This is a genomic window from Leptospira mtsangambouensis (assembly GCF_004770475.1).
GTDB classification, from domain to species: Bacteria; Spirochaetota; Leptospiria; order Leptospirales; family Leptospiraceae; genus Leptospira_A; species Leptospira_A mtsangambouensis.
The window spans coordinates 607,192-631,638 of sequence record NZ_RQHK01000002.1 but is presented as its reverse complement, the minus strand read 5'-3'; the positions used below and the strand labels follow the sequence as shown (position 1 = coordinate 631,638).

The 24,447-nt window shown below is 38.5% G+C and carries 27 protein-coding genes and 1 tRNA gene; 17 read left to right on the top strand and 11 right to left on the bottom strand.

From position 1 onward, the window contains the following. The first annotated feature begins 25 nt into the window (after window positions 1-25). Together EHR01_RS02795 and fsa are read left to right on the top strand one after the other, a co-directional pair. A complete protein-coding gene (locus tag EHR01_RS02795; RefSeq protein WP_208721727.1) occupies window positions 26-697 on the top strand; it encodes a hypothetical protein in 672 nt (223 codons plus the stop codon). A 51-nt stretch (window positions 698-748) separates the two neighbouring features. Next, window positions 749-1,393: a fructose-6-phosphate aldolase gene (fsa, locus tag EHR01_RS02790; RefSeq protein ID WP_100742700.1), complete on the top strand. Its 645-nt coding sequence runs from the start codon at window positions 749-751 to the stop codon at window positions 1,391-1,393. Window positions 1,394-1,397: 4 nt separating this feature from the next. On the opposite strand, the gene EHR01_RS02785 is transcribed toward fsa, so the two are convergent. The 3 genes from EHR01_RS02785 to EHR01_RS02775 are packed head-to-tail and all read right to left on the bottom strand — an operon-like array spanning window position 1,398 to window position 3,737. Further along, window positions 1,398-1,871, bottom strand: coding sequence for an HPP family protein (locus tag EHR01_RS02785; RefSeq protein ID WP_425269970.1), 474 nt, complete (start codon window positions 1,869-1,871; stop codon window positions 1,398-1,400). 40 nt (window positions 1,872-1,911) lie between these two features. Beyond that, complete coding sequence (locus EHR01_RS02780) at window positions 1,912-2,937, bottom strand: DUF1574 domain-containing protein (RefSeq protein WP_135693076.1); 1,026 nt, start codon at window positions 2,935-2,937, stop codon at window positions 1,912-1,914. 56 nt (window positions 2,938-2,993) lie between these two features. Further along, on the bottom strand, window positions 2,994-3,737 hold the full coding sequence (locus tag EHR01_RS02775; RefSeq protein WP_135693075.1) for a pseudouridine synthase: 744 nt from the start codon (window positions 3,735-3,737) through the stop codon (window positions 2,994-2,996). A 49-nt stretch (window positions 3,738-3,786) separates the two neighbouring features. Between EHR01_RS02775 and lipA the strand changes: the two genes are divergently transcribed. Both lipA and EHR01_RS02765 read left to right on the top strand, forming a co-directional pair. Next, window positions 3,787-4,692, top strand: coding sequence for a lipoyl synthase (gene lipA / locus EHR01_RS02770; protein WP_208721726.1), 906 nt, complete (start codon window positions 3,787-3,789; stop codon window positions 4,690-4,692). 19 nt (window positions 4,693-4,711) lie between these two features. Next, on the top strand, window positions 4,712-5,008 hold the full coding sequence (locus EHR01_RS02765; RefSeq protein WP_135693073.1) for a hypothetical protein: 297 nt from the start codon (window positions 4,712-4,714) through the stop codon (window positions 5,006-5,008). Between the two features lie 90 nt (window positions 5,009-5,098). On the opposite strand, the gene EHR01_RS02760 is transcribed toward EHR01_RS02765, so the two are convergent. Beyond that, window positions 5,099-6,280 (bottom strand): lipoprotein LipL45, encoded by a 1,182-nt coding sequence (locus EHR01_RS02760; protein ID WP_135693072.1) that lies wholly within the window; start codon window positions 6,278-6,280, stop codon window positions 5,099-5,101. Between the two features lie 257 nt (window positions 6,281-6,537). On the opposite strand from EHR01_RS02760, the gene EHR01_RS02755 reads away from it, so the two are divergent. Both EHR01_RS02755 and EHR01_RS02750 read left to right on the top strand, forming a co-directional pair. Further along, a complete protein-coding gene (locus EHR01_RS02755) occupies window positions 6,538-7,860 on the top strand; it encodes a radical SAM protein (RefSeq protein ID WP_135693071.1) in 1,323 nt (440 codons plus the stop codon). Window positions 7,861-7,896: 36 nt separating this feature from the next. Next, window positions 7,897-9,972, top strand: a complete 2,076-nt coding sequence (locus EHR01_RS02750) for a PP2C family protein-serine/threonine phosphatase (RefSeq protein WP_135693070.1) — start codon at window positions 7,897-7,899, stop codon at window positions 9,970-9,972. A gap of 20 nt (window positions 9,973-9,992) precedes the next feature. Here EHR01_RS02750 and EHR01_RS02745 read toward each other — a convergent pair whose 3' ends face one another. Genes EHR01_RS02745 through EHR01_RS02740 form a run of 3 tightly spaced genes read right to left on the bottom strand, consistent with a single transcriptional unit; the run spans window position 9,993 to window position 11,872 of the window. Next, window positions 9,993-10,418 (bottom strand): hypothetical protein, encoded by a 426-nt coding sequence (locus EHR01_RS02745; protein ID WP_135693069.1) that lies wholly within the window; start codon window positions 10,416-10,418, stop codon window positions 9,993-9,995. A 49-nt stretch (window positions 10,419-10,467) separates the two neighbouring features. Next, the gene (locus tag EHR01_RS19185) at window positions 10,468-10,623 is read right to left on the bottom strand and encodes a hypothetical protein (protein ID WP_020777551.1); all 156 of its coding nucleotides are present in this window, start codon (window positions 10,621-10,623) and stop codon (window positions 10,468-10,470) included. Window positions 10,624-10,678: 55 nt separating this feature from the next. Beyond that, window positions 10,679-11,872: an aminotransferase-like domain-containing protein gene (locus tag EHR01_RS02740; protein ID WP_135693068.1), complete on the bottom strand. Its 1,194-nt coding sequence runs from the start codon at window positions 11,870-11,872 to the stop codon at window positions 10,679-10,681. A 70-nt stretch (window positions 11,873-11,942) separates the two neighbouring features. Between EHR01_RS02740 and EHR01_RS02735 the strand changes: the two genes are divergently transcribed. Then, on the top strand, window positions 11,943-13,349 hold the full coding sequence (locus EHR01_RS02735; RefSeq protein WP_135693067.1) for an aminotransferase-like domain-containing protein: 1,407 nt from the start codon (window positions 11,943-11,945) through the stop codon (window positions 13,347-13,349). Window positions 13,350-13,400: 51 nt separating this feature from the next. Next, entirely contained in the window at window positions 13,401-13,658 is a 258-nt protein-coding gene (locus tag EHR01_RS02730; RefSeq protein WP_004788896.1) for a hypothetical protein, read from the top strand. Window positions 13,659-13,665: 7 nt separating this feature from the next. Here EHR01_RS02730 and EHR01_RS02725 read toward each other — a convergent pair. Continuing rightward, window positions 13,666-13,738, bottom strand: a tRNA-Phe gene (locus EHR01_RS02725). Between the two features lie 70 nt (window positions 13,739-13,808). On the opposite strand from EHR01_RS02725, the gene EHR01_RS02720 reads away from it, so the two are divergent. The 6 genes from EHR01_RS02720 (at window position 13,809) to EHR01_RS02695 (ending at window position 18,946) form a co-directional block, all read left to right on the top strand. Then, a complete protein-coding gene (locus EHR01_RS02720; protein ID WP_135693066.1) occupies window positions 13,809-14,747 on the top strand; it encodes an alpha/beta fold hydrolase in 939 nt (312 codons plus the stop codon). Between the two features lie 82 nt (window positions 14,748-14,829). After that, entirely contained in the window at window positions 14,830-15,450 is a 621-nt protein-coding gene (gene coaE / locus EHR01_RS02715) for a dephospho-CoA kinase (RefSeq protein WP_135693065.1), read from the top strand. Then, window positions 15,447-16,229 carry an SPOR domain-containing protein gene (locus EHR01_RS02710; protein WP_135693064.1) on the top strand — a complete coding sequence of 261 codons (783 nt, stop codon included), beginning with the start codon at window positions 15,447-15,449 and terminating at the stop codon, window positions 16,227-16,229. Before coaE ends, EHR01_RS02710 begins: the two co-directional genes overlap by 4 nt. Before the next feature lie 133 nt (window positions 16,230-16,362). Further along, on the top strand, window positions 16,363-16,773 hold the full coding sequence (locus EHR01_RS02705) for a DUF2452 domain-containing protein (protein WP_135693063.1): 411 nt from the start codon (window positions 16,363-16,365) through the stop codon (window positions 16,771-16,773). A gap of 9 nt (window positions 16,774-16,782) precedes the next feature. Further along, window positions 16,783-17,493 (top strand): VanW family protein, encoded by a 711-nt coding sequence (locus tag EHR01_RS02700; RefSeq protein WP_135693062.1) that lies wholly within the window; start codon window positions 16,783-16,785, stop codon window positions 17,491-17,493. Next, the gene (locus EHR01_RS02695; RefSeq protein ID WP_135693061.1) at window positions 17,450-18,946 is read left to right on the top strand and encodes a hypothetical protein; all 1,497 of its coding nucleotides are present in this window, start codon (window positions 17,450-17,452) and stop codon (window positions 18,944-18,946) included. Before EHR01_RS02700 ends, EHR01_RS02695 begins: the two co-directional genes overlap by 44 nt. Here the strand turns inward: EHR01_RS02695 and EHR01_RS02690 are convergent. Then, window positions 18,918-19,676, bottom strand: a complete 759-nt coding sequence (locus tag EHR01_RS02690) for an SH3 domain-containing protein (protein WP_135693060.1) — start codon at window positions 19,674-19,676, stop codon at window positions 18,918-18,920. The two genes, EHR01_RS02695 and EHR01_RS02690, sit on opposite strands and share 29 nt — an antisense overlap. A 107-nt stretch (window positions 19,677-19,783) precedes the next feature. Further along, a complete protein-coding gene (locus tag EHR01_RS02685) occupies window positions 19,784-20,185 on the bottom strand; it encodes a YidB family protein (protein ID WP_135693059.1) in 402 nt (133 codons plus the stop codon). A gap of 163 nt (window positions 20,186-20,348) precedes the next feature. Here EHR01_RS02685 and EHR01_RS02680 point away from each other — a divergent pair, with 163 nt between their 5' ends. Beyond that, window positions 20,349-22,238, top strand: a complete 1,890-nt coding sequence (locus EHR01_RS02680; RefSeq protein ID WP_135693058.1) for an FG-GAP-like repeat-containing protein — start codon at window positions 20,349-20,351, stop codon at window positions 22,236-22,238. A gap of 339 nt (window positions 22,239-22,577) precedes the next feature. Here the strand turns inward: EHR01_RS02680 and EHR01_RS02675 are convergent, their stop codons facing one another. Next, window positions 22,578-22,802, bottom strand: a complete 225-nt coding sequence (locus tag EHR01_RS02675; RefSeq protein ID WP_135693057.1) for a hypothetical protein — start codon at window positions 22,800-22,802, stop codon at window positions 22,578-22,580. A gap of 200 nt (window positions 22,803-23,002) precedes the next feature. Here EHR01_RS02675 and EHR01_RS02670 point away from each other — a divergent pair, with 200 nt between their 5' ends. Continuing rightward, complete coding sequence (locus EHR01_RS02670) at window positions 23,003-23,437, top strand: hypothetical protein (RefSeq protein WP_244309955.1); 435 nt, start codon at window positions 23,003-23,005, stop codon at window positions 23,435-23,437. After that, a complete protein-coding gene (locus tag EHR01_RS02665; protein WP_135693056.1) occupies window positions 23,437-24,384 on the top strand; it encodes a hypothetical protein in 948 nt (315 codons plus the stop codon). Before EHR01_RS02670 ends, EHR01_RS02665 begins: the two co-directional genes overlap by 1 nt. The last annotated feature ends 63 nt before the right edge of the window (window positions 24,385-24,447 follow it).

The following is a 24,447-nucleotide window of genomic DNA, read 5'->3' as shown; positions in this document are numbered from 1 at the left end:
TGAAATTTTGACCGATAGGAATCCTATGAAGAAATATCTGATTTTCCTTCTTTTCCTCCTCCCTAGCCTTCTCTCTGCCCAAACAGAAATTCCGAATAGTTTGGATGGATTTGCGGAAGCTTCTTGGGGGATGACCTTTGAATCTATTCGCGAAAAGTTTTTGTCCATGGCAACCAATCCGGAATCGAAGGAAAAGATCGAACTCTTAAATGAAAAAAAAGAGGAAAGCCTTCTCATCAAACGAAATGGAATCTTCTATCTCTATCGTTTTTATAAAACTCCTGAATTATTAAAAGAAGTTCGTCCCAAACGCGAAGGAGCGCCTGAATCCGATCCTTCCATTGATGGGCAAACTGAATTTCGCGAAAATGGAATCCTCTTCTCTGTTGGTGTGACTTTCAATTTAGTTCCCTCTGAAAAAATCAAAGAGAAGATGGAAAAAAAATATGGAAAACCAAGGAAGGAAGCCATCGGGGATGATAAGGTTTCTGGAGCTGCCATTTGGGAACTGGTCGAAAGACGTGAGAACCCTCCTCGTGGCGGATTTGCCGTAGTATGGAGAGAAGGTTATAAAAAAGCTCCATATACACGTAGGATTGATTATTTTTCTGCCAATCTCAAAGAGGTGATCGCTAAGGATTATGTCGATTTCTTCAGCGTTCAAGAAACAAAAACCTTGCGGGATTTAATCCCGTAGTTACCCTGTCTCGTGAGGCTTGGTTCTACCAGGCCATCCAGACGAGGCAAAATGAATTTATTTTTAGACACAGCCAACATAGACGAAATCAAAAAAGTCCATGAACTTGGTCTCCTAGATGGGATCACCACAAACCCATCCATCATCGCAAAATCCGGCCGTAAGTTCACGGAAGTCATCAAAGAAATTTGTAGTTTTGTAAAAGGACCAGTGAGTGCAGAAGTTCTCGCCACTGACGCTCCTACAATGATCAAAGAAGGTTTAGAACTTTCTAAAATTGCAGAAAACGTTGTCGTAAAAGTTCCCTTAATTCCAGAAGGAATCAAAGCAGTAAAAGCGTTCTCTGACCAAGGAATCCAAACCAATGTAACCTTATGTTTCACTGCCAACCAAGCTTTACTTGCAGCCAAAGCTGGAGCAAGTTTCATCTCCCCTTTTGTGGGTCGTTTGGATGATATTGGATATGATGGATTGGAACTCATCTCTGAAATCCGAGACATTTATGACAACTATGGAATCGAAACACAAATCCTTGCAGCATCGGTTCGCCATCCCATCCATTTCAAAGAAGTAGCACTTCGTGGAGCAGATTGTGTAACCCTACCGTATTCTGTATTTGAAATGCTTTTCAAACACCCACTCACTGATAGTGGTCTTGCGAAGTTTGTTGAAGATTCAAAAAAATTAAACTGGTAAAAACTTAAAACCACACCACCGGATACTTTCGGTGGTGGACCAAATTATTCACTACGAGTGCATTCACGAGTAGGATCATCACCCCAATCAAAACGGGAAACAATATAAAATCCACACCCACTCCTCCAAGAACTCCAATCATTGCAGTTGCACCACCTGGCGGGTGTAAGGTGTGCGTTAAATACATCACAAAAATCGAAAGTCCGACAGAAACTCCAATGGTAAAAAAGTTGGTACCGAGAGTTGCCACAAGGATCACAGCAATGGTAGCCGAGATCAAATGCCCACCAATCAAATTTCGGGGTTGGGAAAGAGGTGCATCCGGTACAGCGAAAAGTAACACCGCCGTAGCTCCAAACGAACCAATCAGAAGAGAATGTCCTGATAAGTTTGTAATCGCAAGGATGGACCAGATGGAAACAGTACTACTAATCAAACTCCAAATCGCAAACCGAAGGGACCGTTTGGGACGGTCCACTCGAAGGGGGGCTTTGATTTTATAAGGAATGTTCTTAAATCTACTTTTCAGCGTAACTTACCCAAATATCTTTCATTTGGTCGATAAAACAAAAAGCGGATTGGTGAGAGGCATCGTTAAATAAATCACAAGTGCCTTCCTTGTTCCAATTGAGTGTGTGGGCACCGTAAGATGTGGTAAGCAATTCAATCGGTTCCCACCAAACTTCTTTTATATGAAACTTTTCATAATATTTATAATAGTCGCTATAAACCTTTGGCCAAAGAACCAAAGTTTTAATTTTATTTTTACGAGTGAGGTCTAAAAAAGCTTCTACATAAGGTTTTTGGGATTCTCCCAAAGTATAGGTGCTCATATACAAACTTCCAATACGAACTGTGTCTTTTTTGATTTTTTCAATCGGATTGGACTGAACTCCATACATTAGATACTCACCTTTACTGAAGTTGATGAGTTGGAACTCTTGGTTGTATCGAGGATTGTATTCTTTTAATTTTCCCTGTTTGAGGCGAGAACTGAATAAAGATAAATTCAACTCCATACTTCGGATCACAAAAAGTTTATCCAAAAAATATGTCCATTTTTCTTTGAGAGGGATGTCTTTCCATACGATATCCAAACATTCTTTGTTACAACCCATGCGAAGGAATGGGGAAAGGATAAAACCTTTATTATCATCAAAAGCTTCTGGACTGAGAGAAAGAATGACAAACTCAGGAGTGACACCCTTTTCCAATAATTCTTTTAATTGGATATAGGAATTCATCGGAATTCCTTGTGGGCTACTGAAATTATAGAGAGTCCAAGTTTTCTTATAAGGATCTGGAATTCCTAATTCAGAAAAAGGATAGGACCGAGAGTCACCAAAAACAAGTGCGAGGTTTTTTTCTTGTGCCTCCTTGTCTGCGAGTAACCGATCGACCAGAACCTTTCTTTGGTAATAAAAAACCGAATTCCCGGCCTGAAGGAAATCATGATGGAAGACAGGCAAAAGAAAAATTTTATCTACAAGAAAGATAAAAAGAAACAGAACCACAGGATAAAATAAAAACGGTTTTGATTTCAAAAAAACAAATCCCCTAACCTCACAATTTTAAGAGCGGATTGGATTCTTCAACTAAATTAAGCAGTTGGTTTTCCAAGAACCTGTTCTTCGGTCACAACTTTATATTTCCCTTCATCCAGAACAAAATCGCGTAAATCCAATTTTCCGATCCGAATCCGATAGAGATCGAGAACTACCATTTCCTTTGCCTTGCACATTCTGCGAATTTGGCGTTTTTTCCCTTCTTTTAGGATGATACTTAGGTAACTCGTGAAACCGGGGGCTGTTTTTTCGGGGACTACATTTGCTGGTTTTACTGACAGAGCCCGAAGAGTATCACCACCTTCTCTTACACCTAACATAAACTCATCGGCAATGGCCTTCCACGCCACTGGTTGTTTTAAACTGATGATATACTCTTTATCTATTTTGTTTCTTGGGTGTGTGACTTTTTGAATAAAATCTCCATCAATGGATAAAAGCAAAAGTCCGCGAGAATCCAAATCCAAACGACCGGCATAATTGTATTTTTGGAAACCTTCCGGAAGAAGGGAAAAAATAGTATTTTCGTGGAATTTGTCTTCGTGGGAAGTTAAGTAACCAGCAGGTTTATTGAAAGCAATGATTTTGGGTCGTTTGGTCGACTCCTCTTCCATTTGCACTGCTTTGCCATCAAAACTCACCGAATCCTCTAAAGAAACCTGAAACGAAAGGTCTGTGATGGTACTTCCATTGACTTTGATTCTTCCGGAGAGAACCAACTCTTCTACTTTCCTACGGGAACCGAGACCTAATTTGGCTAGAAATGCGTTGATCCTCATGATTTTCCATTTTACAAAGTGGCCTCATTTCAAAAAGTCTAAAGAAGGTATGAATCCGCTAAAAAAGAAACCTCGCTCTAAAAATATCAGCCCCCGGGTGGACCTTCCTTCCTGGATGAAAGTGAGAGTGAGTTTTCCCACGGAAGGGGATGCCCTATCCAAAGTGCGAGAAGAGGTCGAATCCAAAAAACTACATACAGTTTGCGAATCCGCCAGTTGCCCGAACCTTAACCACTGCTGGAACCGCAGGACTGCGACCTATATGTTGTCAGGGGATATTTGTACAAGGCGATGCCAATACTGTGATGTTGCCTTTGGAAAACCAAATCCCCTCGATTTAGAAGAACCGGAACGAGTGGCAAGATCCGTAGCAGAACTGGAATTACGACATGTGGTGCTTACTGCCGTCAACCGTGACGATCTCAAAGATGGGGGAGCAGGCCACTTTGCAGAAACCATAACCAAAATCAAAACCTATCGTCCGACTTGTTCGATCGAAGTGCTGATCCCCGATTTTAAAGCCAAAGAGGAATCCTTACAAATTCTCTATGCGACAAAACCCAATATCATCAATCACAACATTGAAACTGTGGAGCGACTTTTCCCCACTATCACACCACAGAAAAACTACAAACGTTCACTTGAGGTTTTAGCTCACATTGCAAAACACGGTTTCCTTACAAAAAGTGGACTCATTTTAGGACTTGGGGAAAGGGAAGAAGACGTAAAACAATGTTTGGAAGATCTTTTCCAACATGGAGTTCGCATGCTTACCATTGGCCAATACCTTCAACCCGGCCCCACCCACTACCCTGTGCAAGAATTTATAAAACCCGAAGCTTTTGAATTTTGGAAGGAATTTGCTTACCGAACTGGATTCAAAACAGTAGCCTCTGGCCCACTCGTTCGGTCTTCCTACCATGCAGAGGAATATTTTTCAGACGAAGCAAACTGATTGGTCCGAAACATAAAGTATGGACCAGGAACAATTAGAGGCGTTTAGGGAGGAACTTGCCAAAACTTTCTTTTTCTCCATATTAAAAGACCTAAGCGAAATCGGAGAGACCTTAACTGACTTTGAAGTAAAAGTCCTCATCCAAAAAGCCTTATCTCATTTGCCTGATTTACAAGTAGAATGGGGAGAAATGGATCGATTTGGAAATAGCACCTTACTTGTGAAATACGAATCCAACTTACTATTAATTGAAGCAAGTCCACTCATCAGTGCCATCCGTATTCTTTGGAACGAATACAAATCCAAAGAAAATTGATCAGCGTTTAAATAACAAAAAAACAATAGTACATAAAAAAAGCCTGAAGATTTTTCTCCAGGCTTCTTTTCTACGTAAGGGTTGGTTTATTTAGAATTTAGATTTTTGTTGAAGGTCGTAAATGACTTCTTCTACATTATCCATATCAATTCTCTTAACACCATTTTCAGTGTGAACAATCAACTGTCCGTTTTCTTGGTTGATGATCGCTCCAATCACTGTTTTTCCGTCTACTAGAACGATTTTTTCAATTCTTTCGTAGTAGTTTACGATGTCTTTTTTAGACTTAAATTCTTTAGGTTGGTTAGCCAAAGAATCTTCGAATTTTTTCTTCTCTTCTTCTTGGCGTTTTGCAACTTCACCTTCGATTGCATGTCTCTTAGCATCAATTTCTTGTTTTTTCAACTCATCTAACTTTTCAGTTTGAGCTGTTTCGCTAAGTTTTGCAATTTCTTCTGCAGTTTTTTTATCAACTGTTACGATGGTTTTGATTTCTTGCTCTTCGTTCTTAGTGAGTTTTGCATTTTCAACAACCAACTTCTCTTTTTCAGAAGTTTTGAAAGCTTTGTTCAAGTCCAAAGTTTGGATGTCAGCAGCCTTTGCAAGATCAGCAGATTTTGCAGATTGAGTGGATGCTTGGTCTTTCTCTAGGATGACTTCTGCTTTTGCAAGAGACTCTTGGAGTTTTTTCAAGTCAGCATTTCCAGAGATTTCTTCTGTAGAAAGTTTTTCTAGAGCAGGAACACGTGGAGCAAATGCAACCGCACCTTCAACTACTTTTACTTTCGCAGGTTTTCCCTCTGCAGCTTCTACGATAAAAGACGTTCCTCGCACACCCGCAATCGCAGTTGGTGTTACGACAGTAAAGTTGTCTTCTTTCTTAGCTTTGTTGACTTTCGCAAATACCTTTCCTGAAACCAGAGCAATTTGAGTGTCTGTAGTTCCAGAATTGTCTTGGGAGAGTTTCGCAAAGTCAATCGCGGACTTAGGAGAGATACGAATGCTCGATCCATCCGCAAATTGGATGTCTACTTTTCCATTGTCGCCTGTGACTACGTTATCCCCGGATTTCAGAAGGGCACCAAGCTGTGCTTTTTCTTCTGTTTGGTCTGCGTGTTGGATTTTTGAATCTCCGACCGCAAATACGACTACCGCAGATAAATCTGCTGGTTTTTTTGGTGCTTCAGACACTTCTGCATCTGGTTTCTTACAAACTGTAAGACCAGTGAAAAGAAGTGCTAAGCCCATTATGGTTAGTTTCGATGCTTTCATATCGTCCTGTCCCTTAGTGAAATTCAACTTTCGTTACTCTAATCAACAAACTGAGGGTTTAGAAATTCCCAGCTTTTTTGTATTTTTTTCTAGAATGAAAAAAATTTCATTAGTTCGGAAAAAAAATAATTTAGTGACCGGATTTGTAAACGAATATTCAGCATTTTTCCCTGAATCGGGGCATTTTCAAGGGAAAAGAAGGGGTTTTCCTTTGAAAATCGCTTTGTCTAAGATACAGGAAGAAAAAAACTCCCATTATGGCTGAAACCTCTACACTGAACCAAAGACCCGCCTCCTCCATCAAACTCCTGGAAGAAATGGAAAGGTTGTACAAAGACCTACCAATGGAAGCCATTGTCAAACAAGACATCCTAAGACAGGGCATTCACTTTTTACCCGAATCCTTTCAAGTGAAAGATCCTTATAAATCCAAAGACTATTTTATCTTTTCCTTCGACCATATCCCGCTTGCTGACTTAAAAGACGGAGCCGATACCAAAGCACCAGAAGAGATCAAAATTTCAGGTGGTCATTTCGGCCTTTTAAAAACAGTGATCTCCACAAGAAACAACCCGAACTCTCCTTATAAAATGAAATCAAAGGAAGGAATTCCTACTTTGTATTTAGAAGAAACGGAAATTGGGAGTGCTGAGTATCCTCCTATCCCTTCTTGGTACAGACACAAAACCAAATCGGGAAAATTACCGGGAGAGGTAGCACCTGTGATTGAATGGGGTTACCTTTTGTATCTCACCGTATTTCGAAACTGCCAATACTTTGGAAAAGATGAAGAATGTGCTTATTGTGATATCAACCACAACTACCGCCAACAAAAAGGGGCAGGTCGACCTTACACAGGTGTGAAGGATGTGGAAGATATTTTAGAAGTCCTTTCTTGGGTGGATGCGGAAGACCAAATTGCTAAGGTGTATACCATTACGGGTGGATCCGTCCTTACCAACCTCAAGAAAAAATCAGAAGTTGATTTTTACCTCCAGTATCCAGAGGCAATCGAAGCAAGATTCCCAAAACGTTGGATGGGAAAACTGGTGGCACAAGCCTTTGAAAAAGAAGACTGCCAAAAGTTTAAAGATGCAGGGATCCAAATTTATCACCCGAACTATGAAGTTTGGGACAAAGCTCTCTTTGAAAAAATCTGTCCTGGAAAGTCTAGTTGGATTGGTTATGAAAATTGGATTCGAAGGGTTGTGGATTCTGCAGAAGTCTTTGGTCCCGAAAATGTAATTCCTAACTTTGTGGGTGGAGTGGAACTTTCCGAACCATGGGGATTTAAAACGGTCGCCGAAGCCATCACTTCCACAAAACAAGGTTTAGACTTTTTTATGTCGAAAGGAATTGTTCCGAGATTCACTGCATGGTGTCCAGAACCATATACAACTCTTGGCCAACAAGCAGGCCCACCGCTTGTGTATTTTTGTGAATTGTTACGGGCTTGGAAAGAAACCTTTGAATACTATGGCCTCCCCACTCCTCCAGGATACGGGGAACCTGGTCCAGGAAAGGCTGTATTTTCTGTTTCTGCTTTTATGGATGTGATAGGATATTCTGGACGAAATTAGTTCTATCCTGTACAAAGAAAAAACTAAAATCCGTTTATGCGAAAACTAATTCTACTAACGGGAGTTTTTTCTCTCCTGGTTTTGCAGCTAGCCTGTCTGAATCCGGAACAGGAAGAACCACACCGGTTCCGCCAAGGGGTTCTCGATTTAAGGGAACTTACTTTCAAAGAAGATACCATTGTAGACTTACAAGGGGAATGGGAATTGTATTATGGTGATTTCCATTATCCCCCCTTTCATGGAGAAAAACCACTCACAGGATATCTGGCCATCCCTAGTTCTTGGCAAGACGAGGAATTTGGTGGGGAAGAGTTACCAAGGACAGGGCACGTCACCTTACGCGCGTTCATTTATATTAGTAAACAAACCGTAGGACAAGAATTAAGAATTTATATCCCCGATGTTGCTTCCTCCTATCGTTTTTTTGCCAATGGGATTTTGATTGGCGGACAGGGAAAACCGGGGATCAACCAATTTGATGATACGCCAAGAATCAAATCCAAGTATTATACCCTTATCCCTGACAATGAAGTCATCGAACTTGTGTTTCATATCGCCAACTATGATAACAACTTCGGAGGGTTTTGGGCCATTCCGAGCCTTGGAAATAAAAATGCTTTGGACCGAGAGAAGATGCTCGCCAATGCACGTGAACTTTTTTTGCTCGGAGCACTTGTTCTCATTGGTCTTTATCATTTTGGATTGTACTTTTACAAAAGAAAAGAAACTTCTATATTTTACTTTGCTGTCTTTTGTTTTTTACTGGGGATTCGGCTCGCCTTTACAGGTGAAAGGTATGTTTTAGAACTCTTTCCTAGCCTTCATTGGCCCACTGCATTTCGAATCGAGTTTGCCTCTTTTTATTTTGCTGTTCCCACCTTCCTACTTTTTATCTATTCCCTATTTCCAAAAGAATCCAATCCAAAATATGTACGTTCTGTACTCATTGCCAGTATTGCTTTTTCTTTTACGTTATTTTTACCGATATCTGTGTTTACGATTTTATTGTATGGATTCCAAGTGTTGGCATTTTTTACAATCGGCTATGTCATCCATATCAACTTTAAGGCAGTATTTAACAAAAGGCCCAATTCCAAATTATTCTTTTTAGGACTTCTTATTTTAGCATTTTCTGTTGCCTTTGATATTTTGCGCCACAGTGTAAACAACCGAGGGATTGGTCTGACACCTTATGCCCTACTCTGTTTTATTTTTATCCAATCTCTGATTCTTTCGAGTCGGATTGCCAATGCTTTTATCCGTGCAGAGGAACTTGCTGAAAGTTTAAAGATTAGCAATGAATCCTTACTAGCAGTCACAGAAAATTTGGAACAAATTGTTTCGGAAAGAACGTTTCAATTAAACTCTTCTTTGAATCGAATCAAAAAAGACCTCCTTCTTGCCAAAAAAATCCAACAAAAGATCCTTCCAGAAGATGGAATCAAATTTGAACATTTGAAGATCCATCTTTATTTCCAACCACAAGGAGAAGTGGGTGGAGATTTTTATGATATCTTTGAATTGGATAATGGAACCGTTCGTTTTTTTGTCGCCGATGCGACAGGGCACGGAATTCAAGCGGCATTGTATACGATGGCCATTAAATCCGAATATGAAGCCATCAAACGTTTCATCACCAAAACAGATGATTTAATGAACCATCTCAATCAAAAGATTCAAAATAAGTTCTCTGGTCTTAAAATTGTTTTTTCTGGATTTTTATTAGATATAGATACGAAAACAAAAACCGTCTACTATTCGTCAGCTGGTCACCCCAACCAAATCTTTCAGTCCTCGGGGGAACAAATCATTTTAGATCGAACAGGAAATATCATTGGTCTCAAAAAAGACCAACCCTATACACAAAAACAATTCCAAATGGCAATGGGAGATAGGATTTTACTTTTTACCGACGGGATGTTGGAACAAAAAAATGAAACTAGAGAAGAGTTTGGAATGGAACGAATCCAAAAGATTCTTGTGGATTACTCACAGAAAGAATCGGAAAGAGTGCTTGCCGAACTTGTCATCCAACTTTTCCTCTTCCAAGGGAGAGAAGAACAAGAGGATGACCAAACGATGGTTCTTATCGAATGGGAAAAAACTTCATAAAACCTTTTCCCAAACTTTCTTTATTTTTTTAAGAATAAATTATCCACACCGTTTTTTTCAAATTCCGTATCATACTTTTCTGCTTCTTTGGCGACCTTGTTTTCATAATCTTCCGGGCTCAGTGCTTCCAAATCTTTTGCAGATACTTTTTGTTCCAAATCTCTTTGGGCAAGTTCTGTAGAAAGATCTGTCCAGAATATATCATCGTTATAAGGTTCGATATAAGACTCAAATACTTCCTGAAAATATTCTTCTGAGATGGTATAAAGTCCGTTTTCTGAAACGATGGGACTTTCTTTTTCTGCAGAAAGTTTTTTTAAGATGGATTGGATGAATTCGTCCACAGATGGATCTGTTTCTTCATGGGGGGAATTACTCACCCATTCGAATACAGCAAGTGCATTCAAAAGGTGTTTTGTTTCTTGGGGATTTAGTTCTAAATTCATGATTACCTACTTTGTTTCCATAGAAGCGAGAATCCTTAGTCTAGGCAAATCAAAGAATGACCGTGGACCTGTTTTCCTTATAGTTTTGATAGATCTGGTCGACCAGTAGGCGAAAGGTAGGATCTTCTTTCAGGACCTCTAGTTTTTCTTCCAAACTCAAAACAGAAAATTTAGGATACAAAGCTTTTGTGACAGCAGGCTTCATACTTAATAAGTAAACAAACGAATAGTAGTGTCAAGAAAAAAATACTAAACACATGTCACGTATTTATGTCTCGATACACTTTAGTGATTCGTTTGACTCCAAGTTCCAAGTCTTCTTTTTCCAAAAAACTAAAGTTCATTCGAAAATACGAGGATGAACGGCTTGCAGGAGAAAACTCAGATCCAGGTACCATCGCCACACCGCTTGTAAGACAACGTTCCATAAGTTCTTTGGAAGAAACTTTCGGATATTCTACCCAAAGGAACATTCCTCCTTCGGGAATACTAAACCGAGCTTCTGGAAGATTTTCTTTCAAAAGAGAAACCAAAGTTTCTTTTTTATCGGAATAAAATTTTTGAATGGAATGCAGATGACCTTTCCAATCCAAAACATTCATAAGTTTAGAAACAACCACTTGTGAAAATTGGTTGGAATTCAAATCGTTTCCTTGTTTGATCGCAGTAAAAAGAGATCGGTATAGCTCTGGCACTACCGTCCAACCCAACCGAAACCCAGGAGATAAAATTTTAGAAAAACTTCCAAGAACAAATGTTAGGTCACTTCGTTTCCGAAAAGAACTGACAGAAGGATAAACGATTCCATTAAAATCCAAATACCGATATGCTTCATCTTCGATGAGAATGATTTCTTTTTCATCTAGGATTTTTGCAATTTGTTTTCTTTTTTCCAAAGACCAAGTATAGGTAGAAGGATTCTGGTAGGATGGATTAACATAAAAAACATGAATTTTGTTTTGTGATACAATTTCTTCCAACCAATATAAATTGGGTCCATCGGGTTCGATGGGAACACTAAAAAAATTTGGATTGTATGGAGAAAATGCCTGCAATGCTCCCAAATACACAGGGTCTTCCAATAAAACATTGGTATCTGGATCCATAAACATTTTTCCTAAAATATCAAGCCCTTGTTGGGATCCGTGAGTGATGGTGATGGATTCGGGCGTTGACCAATAAACGTCAGTTAGTTTATTTGAAATTACTGTTCGAAGTGGGAGATACCCAGAGGAATCACCATATTGAAACGCAGTCGAAATATTTTCTTTTACCACAGACTCCATCACTGTGTTTAAAACATCTTTCGGAAGTAAGTTAGGGTTAGGAAGTCCTCCTGCAAAAGAAAGAATATCCGAATTTTCAACAGTCAGTTTTAAAATTTCACGAATGACCGAAGTGCGAACAAAAGAAGTTCGTTTAGCAGAAAAAATACTTGGCATTTCCGTTTTCATAGTATTAGAATATCAAAAGTAGAGGCAACTGTCCATATACAGTTAACTCAAACTATTAGTATACAGTTTCATGACAAAATACAAACAATTAGCCACCAATCTTAAAACTGAAATTAAGTCGGGGTATTACTCCGAAGGAGAAAGGATTCCTTCCCTTAGAGAAATCCAAAGTTTAAAGTCCTGTAGCCTCACCACTGCAAAGGAGGCCTATCGAATTCTAGAAGAAGAAGGTTATATCTTTGTGGTTCCCCAGTCAGGATACTTTGTACATCCCAATATTCGCACTGTCATCTCTGGACCACAAAATGAATTTTATCCAGCCGTGGAAGCGGATGATCGGATCCAACAAATTATGAACACAGTGATGGATCCCAAACTGATCTCTTTTGGTGCTGCCATTCCTTCTGATTTTTATCTTCCACTCGGTGCCCTTACCTCTTCTTTTAAAAAAGCACTTAGATACAAAGAAATTTTTACCTATGGTGACTTACAAGGAAACCCTGGTTTACGAGAATGGATTAGCAAACGCACTTCCATTCACGGGTATAGAACAAACACAGAACAAATCCAAATCACGAGTGGATGTACAGAAGCCATTACCTTTTCCTTACTGAGTACAACAGAACCGGGTGATACAGTGATTGTTCCTTCTCCCATTTACGTTGGATTATTTCAAATTTTAGAAGTGCTCAAGCTAAAAGTTGTAGAAATTCCCTATAGAAAAGAAGAAGGGATCTCTTGTGATGAATATGAAAAATTAATCAAACGACACAAACCAAAAGTATTTTTATTTTCAGCTAACTTCAATAATCCGAACGGAATTCTTTTAAGTGATTTAACAAAACAAAACCTTGCAAAAATTTCTTATTTGTATGGGATTCATTTAGTAGAAGATGATATTTATGGAGATTTATATTTTTCAGGCACAAGACCCAAACCTTTAGTGAGTTATTTTCCCACAGAACCCAAAGGTCCCAAATCTTATCTTTGTTCTTCGTTTTCTAAAACCATTGCTCCTGGACTTCGGATGGGTTGGGTGGCATCCAAAACGGGAATTCGTGAATTGAGTAAACAAACAAGAGCTTATAAAATTTCAGAAAACAACCCGACCCAAATGGCAGTCCTACAATTTTTAAAATTACAAACTTATGAAAGGCATCTCAAATTTTTACGTTCGGAATACCAAAAACTCACTGATGAGTATATAAAACTTTTATCCTTCCATAGTGCCGAAACACTTGAAATCCAAAAACCTGATGGAGGATTTGTATTATGGATCAAATCACCGTTAGATGGTGACAAATTACTAAGTGAATCTAAAAAAATAGGAATGGCCATTGCTCCAGGATCTCTTTTTGGGCTTTCCAAACATTGGGACAAACATTTTCGAATCAATGTATCCGTAGGTCTTTCACCGAAGATTCGAGAAAAACTAATACAATTCTCCAAGTTATTCTTAAAAAAACGAAAACAATGACTTTTTTAGTTTTTGGTTGCCAGAAGAGGAATCGAAAACAAGGTCTATACTATGTCAGAAAACACACGCAAGTATTTGGAAACTTCTCAAATCATTCCTTCCAAAGGGATGTCTTACACAATGTATGAAATTGAAGGCCAAGATACAATTTTAAGAATGCTCACCTTTATCCCAGACAATGATGAGATTCATATTTATCCCAAACCACCGGTAAAAAAACTCTATAAGCCGGAACTCTGCAAAAAAGTAGAGGAAAACGAATTTTTGGGACTTTGGACGATGGGAGAAGAAAGAAAGGTTGGAAATTAGGCAACCGTGGCCCCGGACAGAATCGAACTGCCGACACGAGGATTTTCAGTCCTCTGCTCTACCGACTGAGCTACAGGGCCTTCGGTTACGACCAAGGTATTTTTTCTGATCCCTCTGTCAACGATCCTTTATATTTTTTGTGAGGACACTATGAAAGTTCATTGGAAACCATTTACCACCTTAATCCTTTTTTTATTCCTGCAAATACATTGTGCTGCCACCCTTCACAAAACAGGAATTAGTTTAGAGCGTTACAGATCCGAACTGGAAACCAAATCCGTTTTGGTAGAAGGATTACAATGGAAGTATACAGAAAAAACGGGAACAACAGAAACCATTCTCGCTGTACATGGATTTGGCGGAGACAAGGACCATTGGACCAGATTTTCTAGACACCTCCCAAAAGAATTTTCTGTCATTGCGCCCGACCTTCCTGGTTTTGGGGAATCAGACAAACCAGAAGGCCTAAACTATACCCAAGAAGCACAGGCGGACAGGCTCTACCAATTTACAGAAATACTAGGATTAAAAGAACTTCATATCGCTGGAAATTCAATGGGTGGCGGGATTGCAGGAATTTTTGCAGCCAAATACCCAAAAAAAGTAAAATCACTAATCCTCTTCGACAATGCCGGAATCAAAAGTCCGACTCCAAGCGAAATGCAAACTATCGAGTTGTCTGGAAAACCAAGCCCACTACTTGTCACAAGTCCCGAAGACTTTGACAGGCTTCTTGCTTTTACCTTTGTCAAGCCACCTTATCTTCCGGGTTTTTTAAAAACATACTTTGCTAACAAATCTTTTGCGAACAGGGAATGGAATGCCTCCATCCTAAAACAAATTAGAAAGGAAGGGTATTTTTTAGAAAAAAAACTAATCGAAATACAATCACCCACTCTTGCCATCTGGGGTAAGGAAGACAAAGTCATTCATTATACGGTGATGGATGTTTTAAAACAAAAACTAAAACCCCGTTTTGAATCTGTCCTTTTAGAAAATATGGGACATGCTCCTATGATTGAAGATCCGAAATTGTCCGCCAAACTGGTACAAGACTGGATTTTAAACCTGAATCAACAGGCAAAATAACTTACCAAATACTTTAGTATTTTTTTCTAAATTAGGATAAAAAAATACTTGTACTTTCACGGGTTTTTTATGTTATAAACCCGTGACTCCAAAACATAACAATAAAACTCTCATTGGAATTACCGGATCCATTGGATCGGGAAAGTCCACTGTCCTTGCTATGTTTGGTGAGTTAGGGGTAGAAACGATAAGTTCTGATGCCATCGCACGTTCTTTTACAGAACCAACTAGTCCCGTGATCGGAGAACTCGTTCAAATTTTTGGTGATGTTATCTTAGATACAAACGGGGCACCCATCCGTTCCAAAATTGCGGAACTTGCTTTCTCCGATAAAACAAAACTACAAGCTCTGAATGATCTCCTCCACCCTTTGGTTCGCAAAAGTTTCTTAGAATTTTTAAATTCTAGAAAGGAAGGAAGTATTGTTGCCTGGGAAGTTCCCCTTCTATTCGAAACCGATGCTCATACTATCTGTGATTTTACAGTGACTGTGGCAGTAAGCCCAGAAGTGGCATGGGAAAGAGTCCAAAGCCGCGGCGGTATGGACTATGAAGATTTCCAAAAAAGAAACCTCTCTCAAATGGATTTAGAGAAAAAAAAGTCTCTCTCTGATTTTGTCGTAACTAACGATAATCAAAGGGAGAAGTTAAAAGAACAAATTGTCATCATCGATTCAGAAATCAAAAAAAGGATAAAAAAATGAAAGAAAGAGTATTTTACGTAATCAACCTAGATAAACAAAGAATTGGTGTTTTATCCCTCTTTCTTTTTGCACTTTTCTTTTCTATTTTTTTCCTTGGGGTTTCTGTTGGACGAGGAAAACAAGAGGAAGTCCAATCTGTACAAAAAAAGATAGAAGAAGCACAGGCAAAGTCGGAAGTAACAGAGACGAACATCCCTGCACCAGCGGCAACAAACGGAACCGATGCGAATCTTGGAACCAATGCGGCATCTTCTCTTGTCCAAGGAACCAAATCCAGAGAACAAACAATCGCTTCACAAGAAATTCCTATGGCTGATGTTGGAAACCATCCCTACTTTGTAGAAACTTCTACCGCTAAAGATGAAGAAGAAGAGAAAAAACAACAAATTGTTGATTTGACAAAACGTAGAGAAAAACAAGTGGTTAGTGCAAAAGAAGAAAGATTCAAAAACTTGGCTCCCACTTCTAAGCCATCCAAATCACAAAAACTTTCTTCGCAAGTTTCAAAGGCCGATAAAACAGATGGGAAACAGTTTACCATCCAACTGGCTGCTTTTACTAGCAGACAATCTGCTGAAACTTTTTTATCACAACTAAAAGCAGATAACCATGGTAAGTTGCCAGCTAAGTCTTTTATTGTTGTAAAAAATGGATTCTTTGTGGTACAAATGGGAAAATCCAAGGACAAAGGATCTCTTTCCAAAGTTCTCTCTAAAACTTCTATGCCAAAAGATATCAAATCCAAGGCGATGGTTGTGAGTTACCAACCGTTATCATAAAAATAGAGATCGTCAAAAACCTTGGCCTTCGGCTTTCCTAAAAATCTTAGGAGAGCCTTTTTCTACCCTACTGCATACCTCCCAAGAGAAATGAATTGCCAATTCATAAGTTCACGATTGTCTAATCCTTAGAATGGAAACAGAGGAAACTCCCCATCATAGTCTTACCTATGGAACCAGTAGGCTTGCACCTAAAATCAGTCTTGTCGACCGGGCCAAAGAAATTGAATTGGCGGAAGAATCTGTCCAACTCCATTTGCATGGAAAATTGGAAGTCATTGCTGGACAAATCCGTCGCCTAAAAGAAGAAGCCGAGCTCATTTTAAAACGTGCGGAAAAAGACATTGAACTTCACAAAGCACGTTGCCAGTTTGAAAAAAAACCAGGGCAAACCATTCATTTATATGAAAAAGAAAATGGTTCTTACTTTTCTCTTCTTTCTCCCAAAGATTGGGGAAACCATCCTCCACATTCCTACAAAGGTTCTTATATTATGAATCCAGATAGAAGTTTTACAGAAGTATTTTTAGATTCCCAAGAATAACACCTAACTTTGATTCCACTCATAAAACTAAAAATCAAAGTGATCCTCAGGTGGTTTGGGATTTTTTTGCAAGGAGGTCCTTTTCAATTTGGATTAAAACCATATAACAATAGTATCGCCATTTGGTCCGAAGAATCGAAACTCACACTTCCTATACTTTCTTCTCCGCTCAAAGAAGGAAAACTCCATAACCTTCAAATCGCCGTTACACGAATGAACAACCGTGTTCTGTACCCAGGGAAAATTTTTTCTTTTTGGTATGAAATGGGAGAACCAACTATCAAAAAAGGATTCAAAGAAGGAAGGGTGATCCGAGGAGGACAAGTCGGTTCAGAAATTGCAGGTGGCCTTTGTCAATTGTCAGGAATTATTTATTATTTATCCTTAGAGCTTGGTTTAGAAATTTTAGAACGTTTCCCCCACTCCCGCGATTTATACAATGAAGAAACAAGGTTTACACCTCTGGGAACGGATGCATCCGTTGTATACCCAACAAAAGATTTACGTATCAAAAATACTTTGCCTTTTCCTCTGCATTTTTCTTGGAATCTAAACGAATCTGAACTTACGTTTCAAATCCAGTCGCCATTACCCATCAAACGTAAAAAATTATATTTTAAACAAACAGAAAAAAATGGATTTTCGAATGTCCAAGTTTTTGTAGATTCAGAAACAAATGGCAAACCCATTCTTTGTTCCTCCGATGATTACAAAATATAAAAAACCAGGTTTTGTTTTATTTATTTTTCTTTTGATTGTATCGTTACAACTGGCAGTGCAATTGAGTTCTCCATTTGCTTACGGGGCCGATGGATATTATTATGCAGCCCAAGTCAATTCCTATGTAACCAAAGGAAGGTTCTTTAGCCCCGATTCCTCTCCCATTCTATATGGACTGGTTTTATTTTCAAAACTGGGAACAAACATCGTCATCACAAACAAAGTTTTTGTTTCTTTACTCGTTGGGTTTTTGTTTTTAGTAGGGTACAGATTGGCCATCTTACTCACGCAATATTTTTTCCTATCCATCCTTTTTGGACTAATCCTTGTCTCTTCTTCCTTTATCCCTCATTTTAGTTTTAACTTTATTAAAAACCTAGGTGGGATTGTTTTTTTTATCTTATTTTTAACAGAACTTTGGATTTTAGAAAAACAAGAGAACAAAGCCAAACGAATCAACTATTTTCGAATGGCCCTGTGTTTTGTTTTGGTTTTCCTTAGCCATAAAATCACAGCAGGAATTTCCTTTTTCCTTTTGTTACCTTTCGTATGGAAACAAGTTCCCCTTTCCAAACGCAATCGTATCTTCATCCTTTTGGGACTACCTCTTAGTTTGGTTGGAGTTAGTCTATTATTCCCCAATGTATTGCACTGGAATGACTTAAAAACAGTTTTACTAGAAGATTTAGATTTCCAATTCCTTTCTCCGTTTTATAAGTACTCGCAGATTTTTCCCGAATTTCTATGGGAACAAATTCTTTTCTTTTTCTCACCTTTGCTATATTGGATCACTAGACCAAATCTAGACAAAGAATCAAAAGCATTTTACGATAAGGTTGTTGTTTTATTTTTTCTCCTTTCACTGCCTATCTTTAGTTATACTGCATTTAGTTTTCCATTTCGTTTATTTCTTTTGGTTTTTATTCCAGCAAACCTTCTCCTACTACCAGCTCTTTCAAAAATCAAATCGAAATCTGCCATTGGAATTTTGTGTTTATTCTTATTTTTTTATCAATGGTTCACAATGAACCGAGAAAAAGATTTTAACAACCAAGACTATAAACTCTATTCGATTCTCCTTCCCTTATTACAAATTCCAAAAGAATCACTTATCATCGTTCACCAAGGTTTTGATTATTTTATTTGTTACAATAAGGCGGGAGATGCGTTTCATTTTTTACCAGAAGAAAAACACAAAAATAGAACTATTTATAGAATCGCGTATGGAGTATCCGCATCTGAATACAAAAAATACCTTCCACAAGAAACCAAAATTCAATATTTACCTGGATTTTATTCTGTTTTGGAAGAAGACCGCTGGCAGGAGTTTTTAAAACAACTTCCTGCCGAATCTAAAAAAAGAATTTTGAATTGGAAAAACCCGCATACACATCGAACGAATACGATGTTACGGAATGAATCTTTTAAGGAGAAGAATAAGAAGATTTTGTAAATGCATATTCGCTTTTACAAATTTCCTCTTTTTCCTTTTTCTCATACATTAACAAAAGATTGTCACCACAAACCGCAAAGTAAATATTTTCTTTTCCAACCACTGGGTATGTGCTTAAAGAAACCAAATGAATATCTGAATCAGAATATTCAAAATAAGCATTATTGTAGGCAGTTCTTTCTTCTTCCGTTTGCGGAAATTGGATAAAAACCGAAGGACGAATCAACCTAGATTTTGTATCGAAAACTAAGTGGTCTGCATATACATCAAACACACCTTCTAACTTTTCGTTGATACCGGAATACGAATTGAATTTTCTATAAACGAAACTCTCACCATCAAATTCTATTGTATCTGTACATTCCATTCTTTCTGGCAATTTACAAAAAACAAAATTTCCCTGAACCGCCGCAATCATGGCATCGCGAGATTCTACTTTGGTGTGTGAAAGATAGCCACCGAAGACCCAACCAGTGATTTCCTTGGATTGAACCTTATACCAGTAAGCCGTAAGTCCATCAATGTCCATATCATTTTCGGATCGTTCCAAAACCCTTACTTCATCACCTAGTTTTAGTTTTCCAACTTTATCTCCATCTAATTTAGGTGTTTTTCTCGCATTGAGGACAGTGGCAGAAATAAAAGCATTTTTACCCACTTCAATAGTTGGAGACTTTTTACATTGAAACAAAAAAAGGCAGGTAAAAAAAATTAGAAACAAATTCTTCATGAAGGAAAGATTGGCTTTGGTGAGAAATTTTGGCAAGAAAAAATGTAGTTTCTTTTAGAAAGAATACCACCTAATTTTTCGTAGGCGGTATATTTCTTATACCAAAATTATTTGGTAAATAAGGATGCCAAAGAAGATAGTTGAGAAGTTATATCCCCACTTGGCTCTTTTCCATCAGGAGAAAGTTTATCAATTACCATTGGCAATAAATTTCCAATGAGGCCTGCTGTTGCATCTGAATCTAAACCCACTTTTTTCGCAAGTTCCTGTACAGACTCACTCCCTAAAACCTTCATCACTTCGGCTGAGCCTATGTTTACATTTTCCCCAGTTCCGACCCAGGATGTTGCGGCTTCTGCAAATCCTTTGTCTTTGAACTTTTGGACAATACCAGAAACTCCACCATTCTCTTCTATGATCTTTTGGATTCCAGATACAACTTGAGGATTGTTTTGTACTAGCTCCACTGCCTGAGCTGCGACGGCTTTCAAACTTTCAAAAAAACTCATAGAGAGGATTTTGTTGGAAGAAAAAAAAAAGAAAAGATATTTTTAAAAAAACCAGAAGGAGAAGTGTCTGCGTTCTCTTTATTTTTCTTTTAGAATTCCAATAATTTATTGCATTCCCTTTCCCTAAACCGAAACATCAATCCAATGTTAGTTGTATTGTGTCATGAAACTTAGAACAGCCAATCAATTTCTGAACTTGCGACTATTGACACTCGGAATCTCTTTTTTTCTGCTTAATTGTTGGGCAAATCCCCTCACTCATCCACCAATTGAATGTTTGATGAAACTTTCCAATTTCCTCTGTCCTGATAAAGATCCTTTCAGGCGTTGGTCACCTGCACAGTATTTACTCCTCCTTCCTGAATCCTCTGTCACAATCTCTAACTTAACCAACCTTTCGATTGTTGAAACTGGATTTGTTGTTGGAACAGCACCTCTTGGTATCAACTTTGTAAATGTTGGAATTGATAATGCACCACCGACCCAAGTGCCTGTAATGAATGGAACTTGGAGATATGGCCTACCAGCAAAAGCCATTACGGGAACTTTTTGGACTTATGGTAGCCTTCATACTATCTATGCACACATTCCTTATGAAAGATCCAATACGATCCAAGTCCGGATGGGAACCAACCATGATACTGATGGAGATGGTTATCCCGATTTGATTGTGTCGGCAAGTCCAGGCGCAGGATCACAAGGATATGGATATGTTTATCGAACTAATTCGTTAACGAAGCAACTAACGACAACACCTATGACTACTCTAACGGATGGACAAACTATAAATACATATTTCGGAAGTCGCATTGGATCTGGTGATTATAATGGAGATGGATATGCAGATATCTTAATTAGTGCACAAGCTTATAATGGTGCCGCAGGAAGGGTCTATGAATTTTTAAGTAAAGGAACGTCTGGCATCCCCTCACAAAATTTAAACACAGGAGGAGTCGCTGATGCAATCCTGGATGCTAATGGTGGAGACGGAAGGCTTGGAACTAATATAGCCAGTGCTGATGTCAACCATGATGGTTATGATGATGCCATCCTTGCTTCGCCTTGGGATGATAATTTATTTATTTTCCATAGCAAAGGCCCAAACGGATTATTAACGCAAAACATCACTATGGCAGATTATTCTTATCTAACAATCGAAGGTATTATCGACAATTTCGGTAATTATGCAACCGTTGGTGATGTGAATGGAGATGGGTTCCAAGACTTAATTGTCGGAGAACACCAGTATTCTTCCTTAACAGGAAGAATTTATGTATTTGTATCCAACCAAGGAACCTTGCCGAACCAACCACAACAATTTCTATACCCACCTTCAGATCCAGCACCTGGCTGTGCGGCAGGGGGTGGGTGTCGGTTTGGAACCATATTTCTTTTGGATTATTTTAATTCCGACAATTGTATCGATCTTGCTGTGGGAGCGCCCACCTTCAATTCCAACCAAGGAATTGTATTTGTATATCACTCTACTTGTGATCCCATCAGTCCGTATCCAAATCCACCAGTGGCAACACTACTCGGACCACCTACAACCAGCTGTAATGTCAATAATTGTTCTTTTGGAGGAAACCTAGCTTCCGGCGATACCAATGGTGATGGATTGCCTGATTTAGTGATTGGAGCCACTGGCGCTAGTGCCGGAATTGGTGACGTTTATTTAGTGTTAAATGATCCAAACACCGGATTTCGCAATATGAATCTAAGTGCTGGAGGAGCGGCTGATAGTTTATTTTCAGGATCAATCGCGAATCGTAATTTTTCTTTAGGACTTCAGTTCCAAGATACCAATGCGGATGGACTCCAAGACATCGTCATCTCAGAACCATTGACCACCAATCAAGTGTATACTTTTCACAGCATTCGTGGGACTGTTCCCGCAAGCCAAAACTTAAATGGCGGTGGAGTAACAAGCCAAACGCTGAGCCCACCCGCGGGAACTTCTTTGGGGAATACAATTGCAGAGTTGAGAAGAAAAGCAGAGGGTTATCTATGGGCTTTGGTTGCGAAAACAAAAGAATATTTTGGGTTTATATAGTTAAAAGTAGATTGAATCGTGTCCTCCTTGCAGCCTCGCCATAGTTTGGTGGACGAAAAAAACCATCTGAACAAGCGACTGCGCTTTACGCTGCAATCGCTGACGGAGGCCTCCAACCAAACAATCTCTAATTCTTGGAATGTAAACCCATCCGGTTCCCCTCAGAATCAATAACCAAAGAATAGTATCTCATTTCTGGATCACCCATATCCATTCATTCGATAATACCACGAAGGAAAACCTTATCAAAAGCAACCACTCTGGATAAACCAGAAACTGAGATCTCTTCTATTGGTATTGTATTCTCTATTTCTTAAAGGATTTCCTCTAAAAAAACCATTACATCATCCCACAAGACAAAACAACTCCATCCCACTGGACTTTACATGCAGCCGATTCATTATTATTTAAGATTTTACAAGCCTGAAATAATTTCATAGCTTCCGAACAAGACCTTGATCCTACACCTGAATCCTCAGGTGACTTACATCCAATTGCAGCCACAAAGTTTAACAGCACAAATACGATTCCAAACAAATAAAACTTTGGACCTTGAAAGTGCATACGTTTGATTATTTTCAAAATCAGCATTTAATCATAATATAAAAAAATGCTAAGACACTGTCAATGATTCCGACAAAAGAAAAACATCGTTAAACCACAAACAACGGAGCAGTCCGTTAGGTGAAAAAAAAGAGTCATCTACCTAAAAAATAAATCATCGACTGAAATTAAAAAAAACCAATCAATAGCAAAAAAGAAGAATGAACCAACCAAAACCCAACCAAACCACAATGTTTTTGTTAGTTTGTCTTTTTGCATGCAGACTTCCGATTGACAACCCAAACACAAGCCTTACCATCTCCAAAAAAGAAACGGAAAACAAAATCGCAGCATACACAGCAATCAAAACCTTAAGTTGTCAGTTCGAAGGATACCAATCTTATTTCTTTTCAGAACTAGGAAATGACGAAGATCCAAGACCAGACTACAATAACAAAAGCATATACTATGAAAAAAGAGCTGTCAGTGCTTGTTTACGAAGTATTCTTGCAATCCCCTGCCCTGCATTCCCCAAAAACACTACGCAGGCGGTCTCAGAAATGATCATACATATTGCCACCAATCGGAAATTAAACTGCACGTTCAAAGTGGCATTATTTTTCGAATTCGAAAAACCGTTTTATGGAAACTTTTAATGTTAAAATACTACAGCCAAAATATTTTATTCTATTTCTTTTCTCTTCTTTGGATCGCAAACGATTCCATTTTCAAAGTTTTATTTCCCGGCTGGATCACTGGAAAAATTTCTGACGTGATTGGACTTACTTTTACACCACTCATCTTGACTGGAATTTTCTCTCTATTGACAAAAAAAATAAATCCAACAATTCTCTTTTGGTTTTCTGTCCTTCTTACAAATCTTATTTTCATTTGGATCAACCTTGCCCAAGAATCGAACAATCAATTCTATTCGTTGATTGGTTCAAACGAATCCTTAAATTTAGCAGACAAATCCGATTTGTTTTTGTTACCCATTGTGATTCTTAGCCTTTATATTTTCAATCGATCACGCATCTTTTTTCAAAACTCAACCTTAAAGAAATTTTGTATTTTAGTATTGCCATGCCTTGCCCTACTCAACACTTCCTTTCCACATGGAAGATCAAACCTTCAGGATATCTTTGTTCTACTTGGCTCTGCTCATAACAAAATCATCCAACTAGAACCGAAGGAAACAGAAATCACCACAAATGAATTTGTCTTCAAATTCAGATTTATTGGAAAAAACAATGAAAGTAGTCCCGTCTCAGTTGAAATTCCAAATGAAAATGAAATTGGAATTGAGCCCTGTCCGAACCCATCAAATCCGACAAAAGAAAATGGGAATGGTATATCCACATATGATGAAAGTAATAAAGGTAAATTTCAAAACTATAGCATTGACTTTTCTAAGGATAAAAATTTTGAAACCATCGAAAAAACTTCTGATTGCACCGATTCAGAATGTACAATCGATTTACAATCTCTAAGTCCCGGATTGTATTTTTGGAATGTCCGCACAAGATACTTATATCGTTCTGGTTGCCAGCTGTATTTAGAAAACTTCTTAGTCTACCAAGAGATCCATTCTTTTCGGAAATAAAGATTTCGTATAAAAAGCGAAAGGATTAAAATTTATTACCAATCCATTGACGCCTCGCTATCG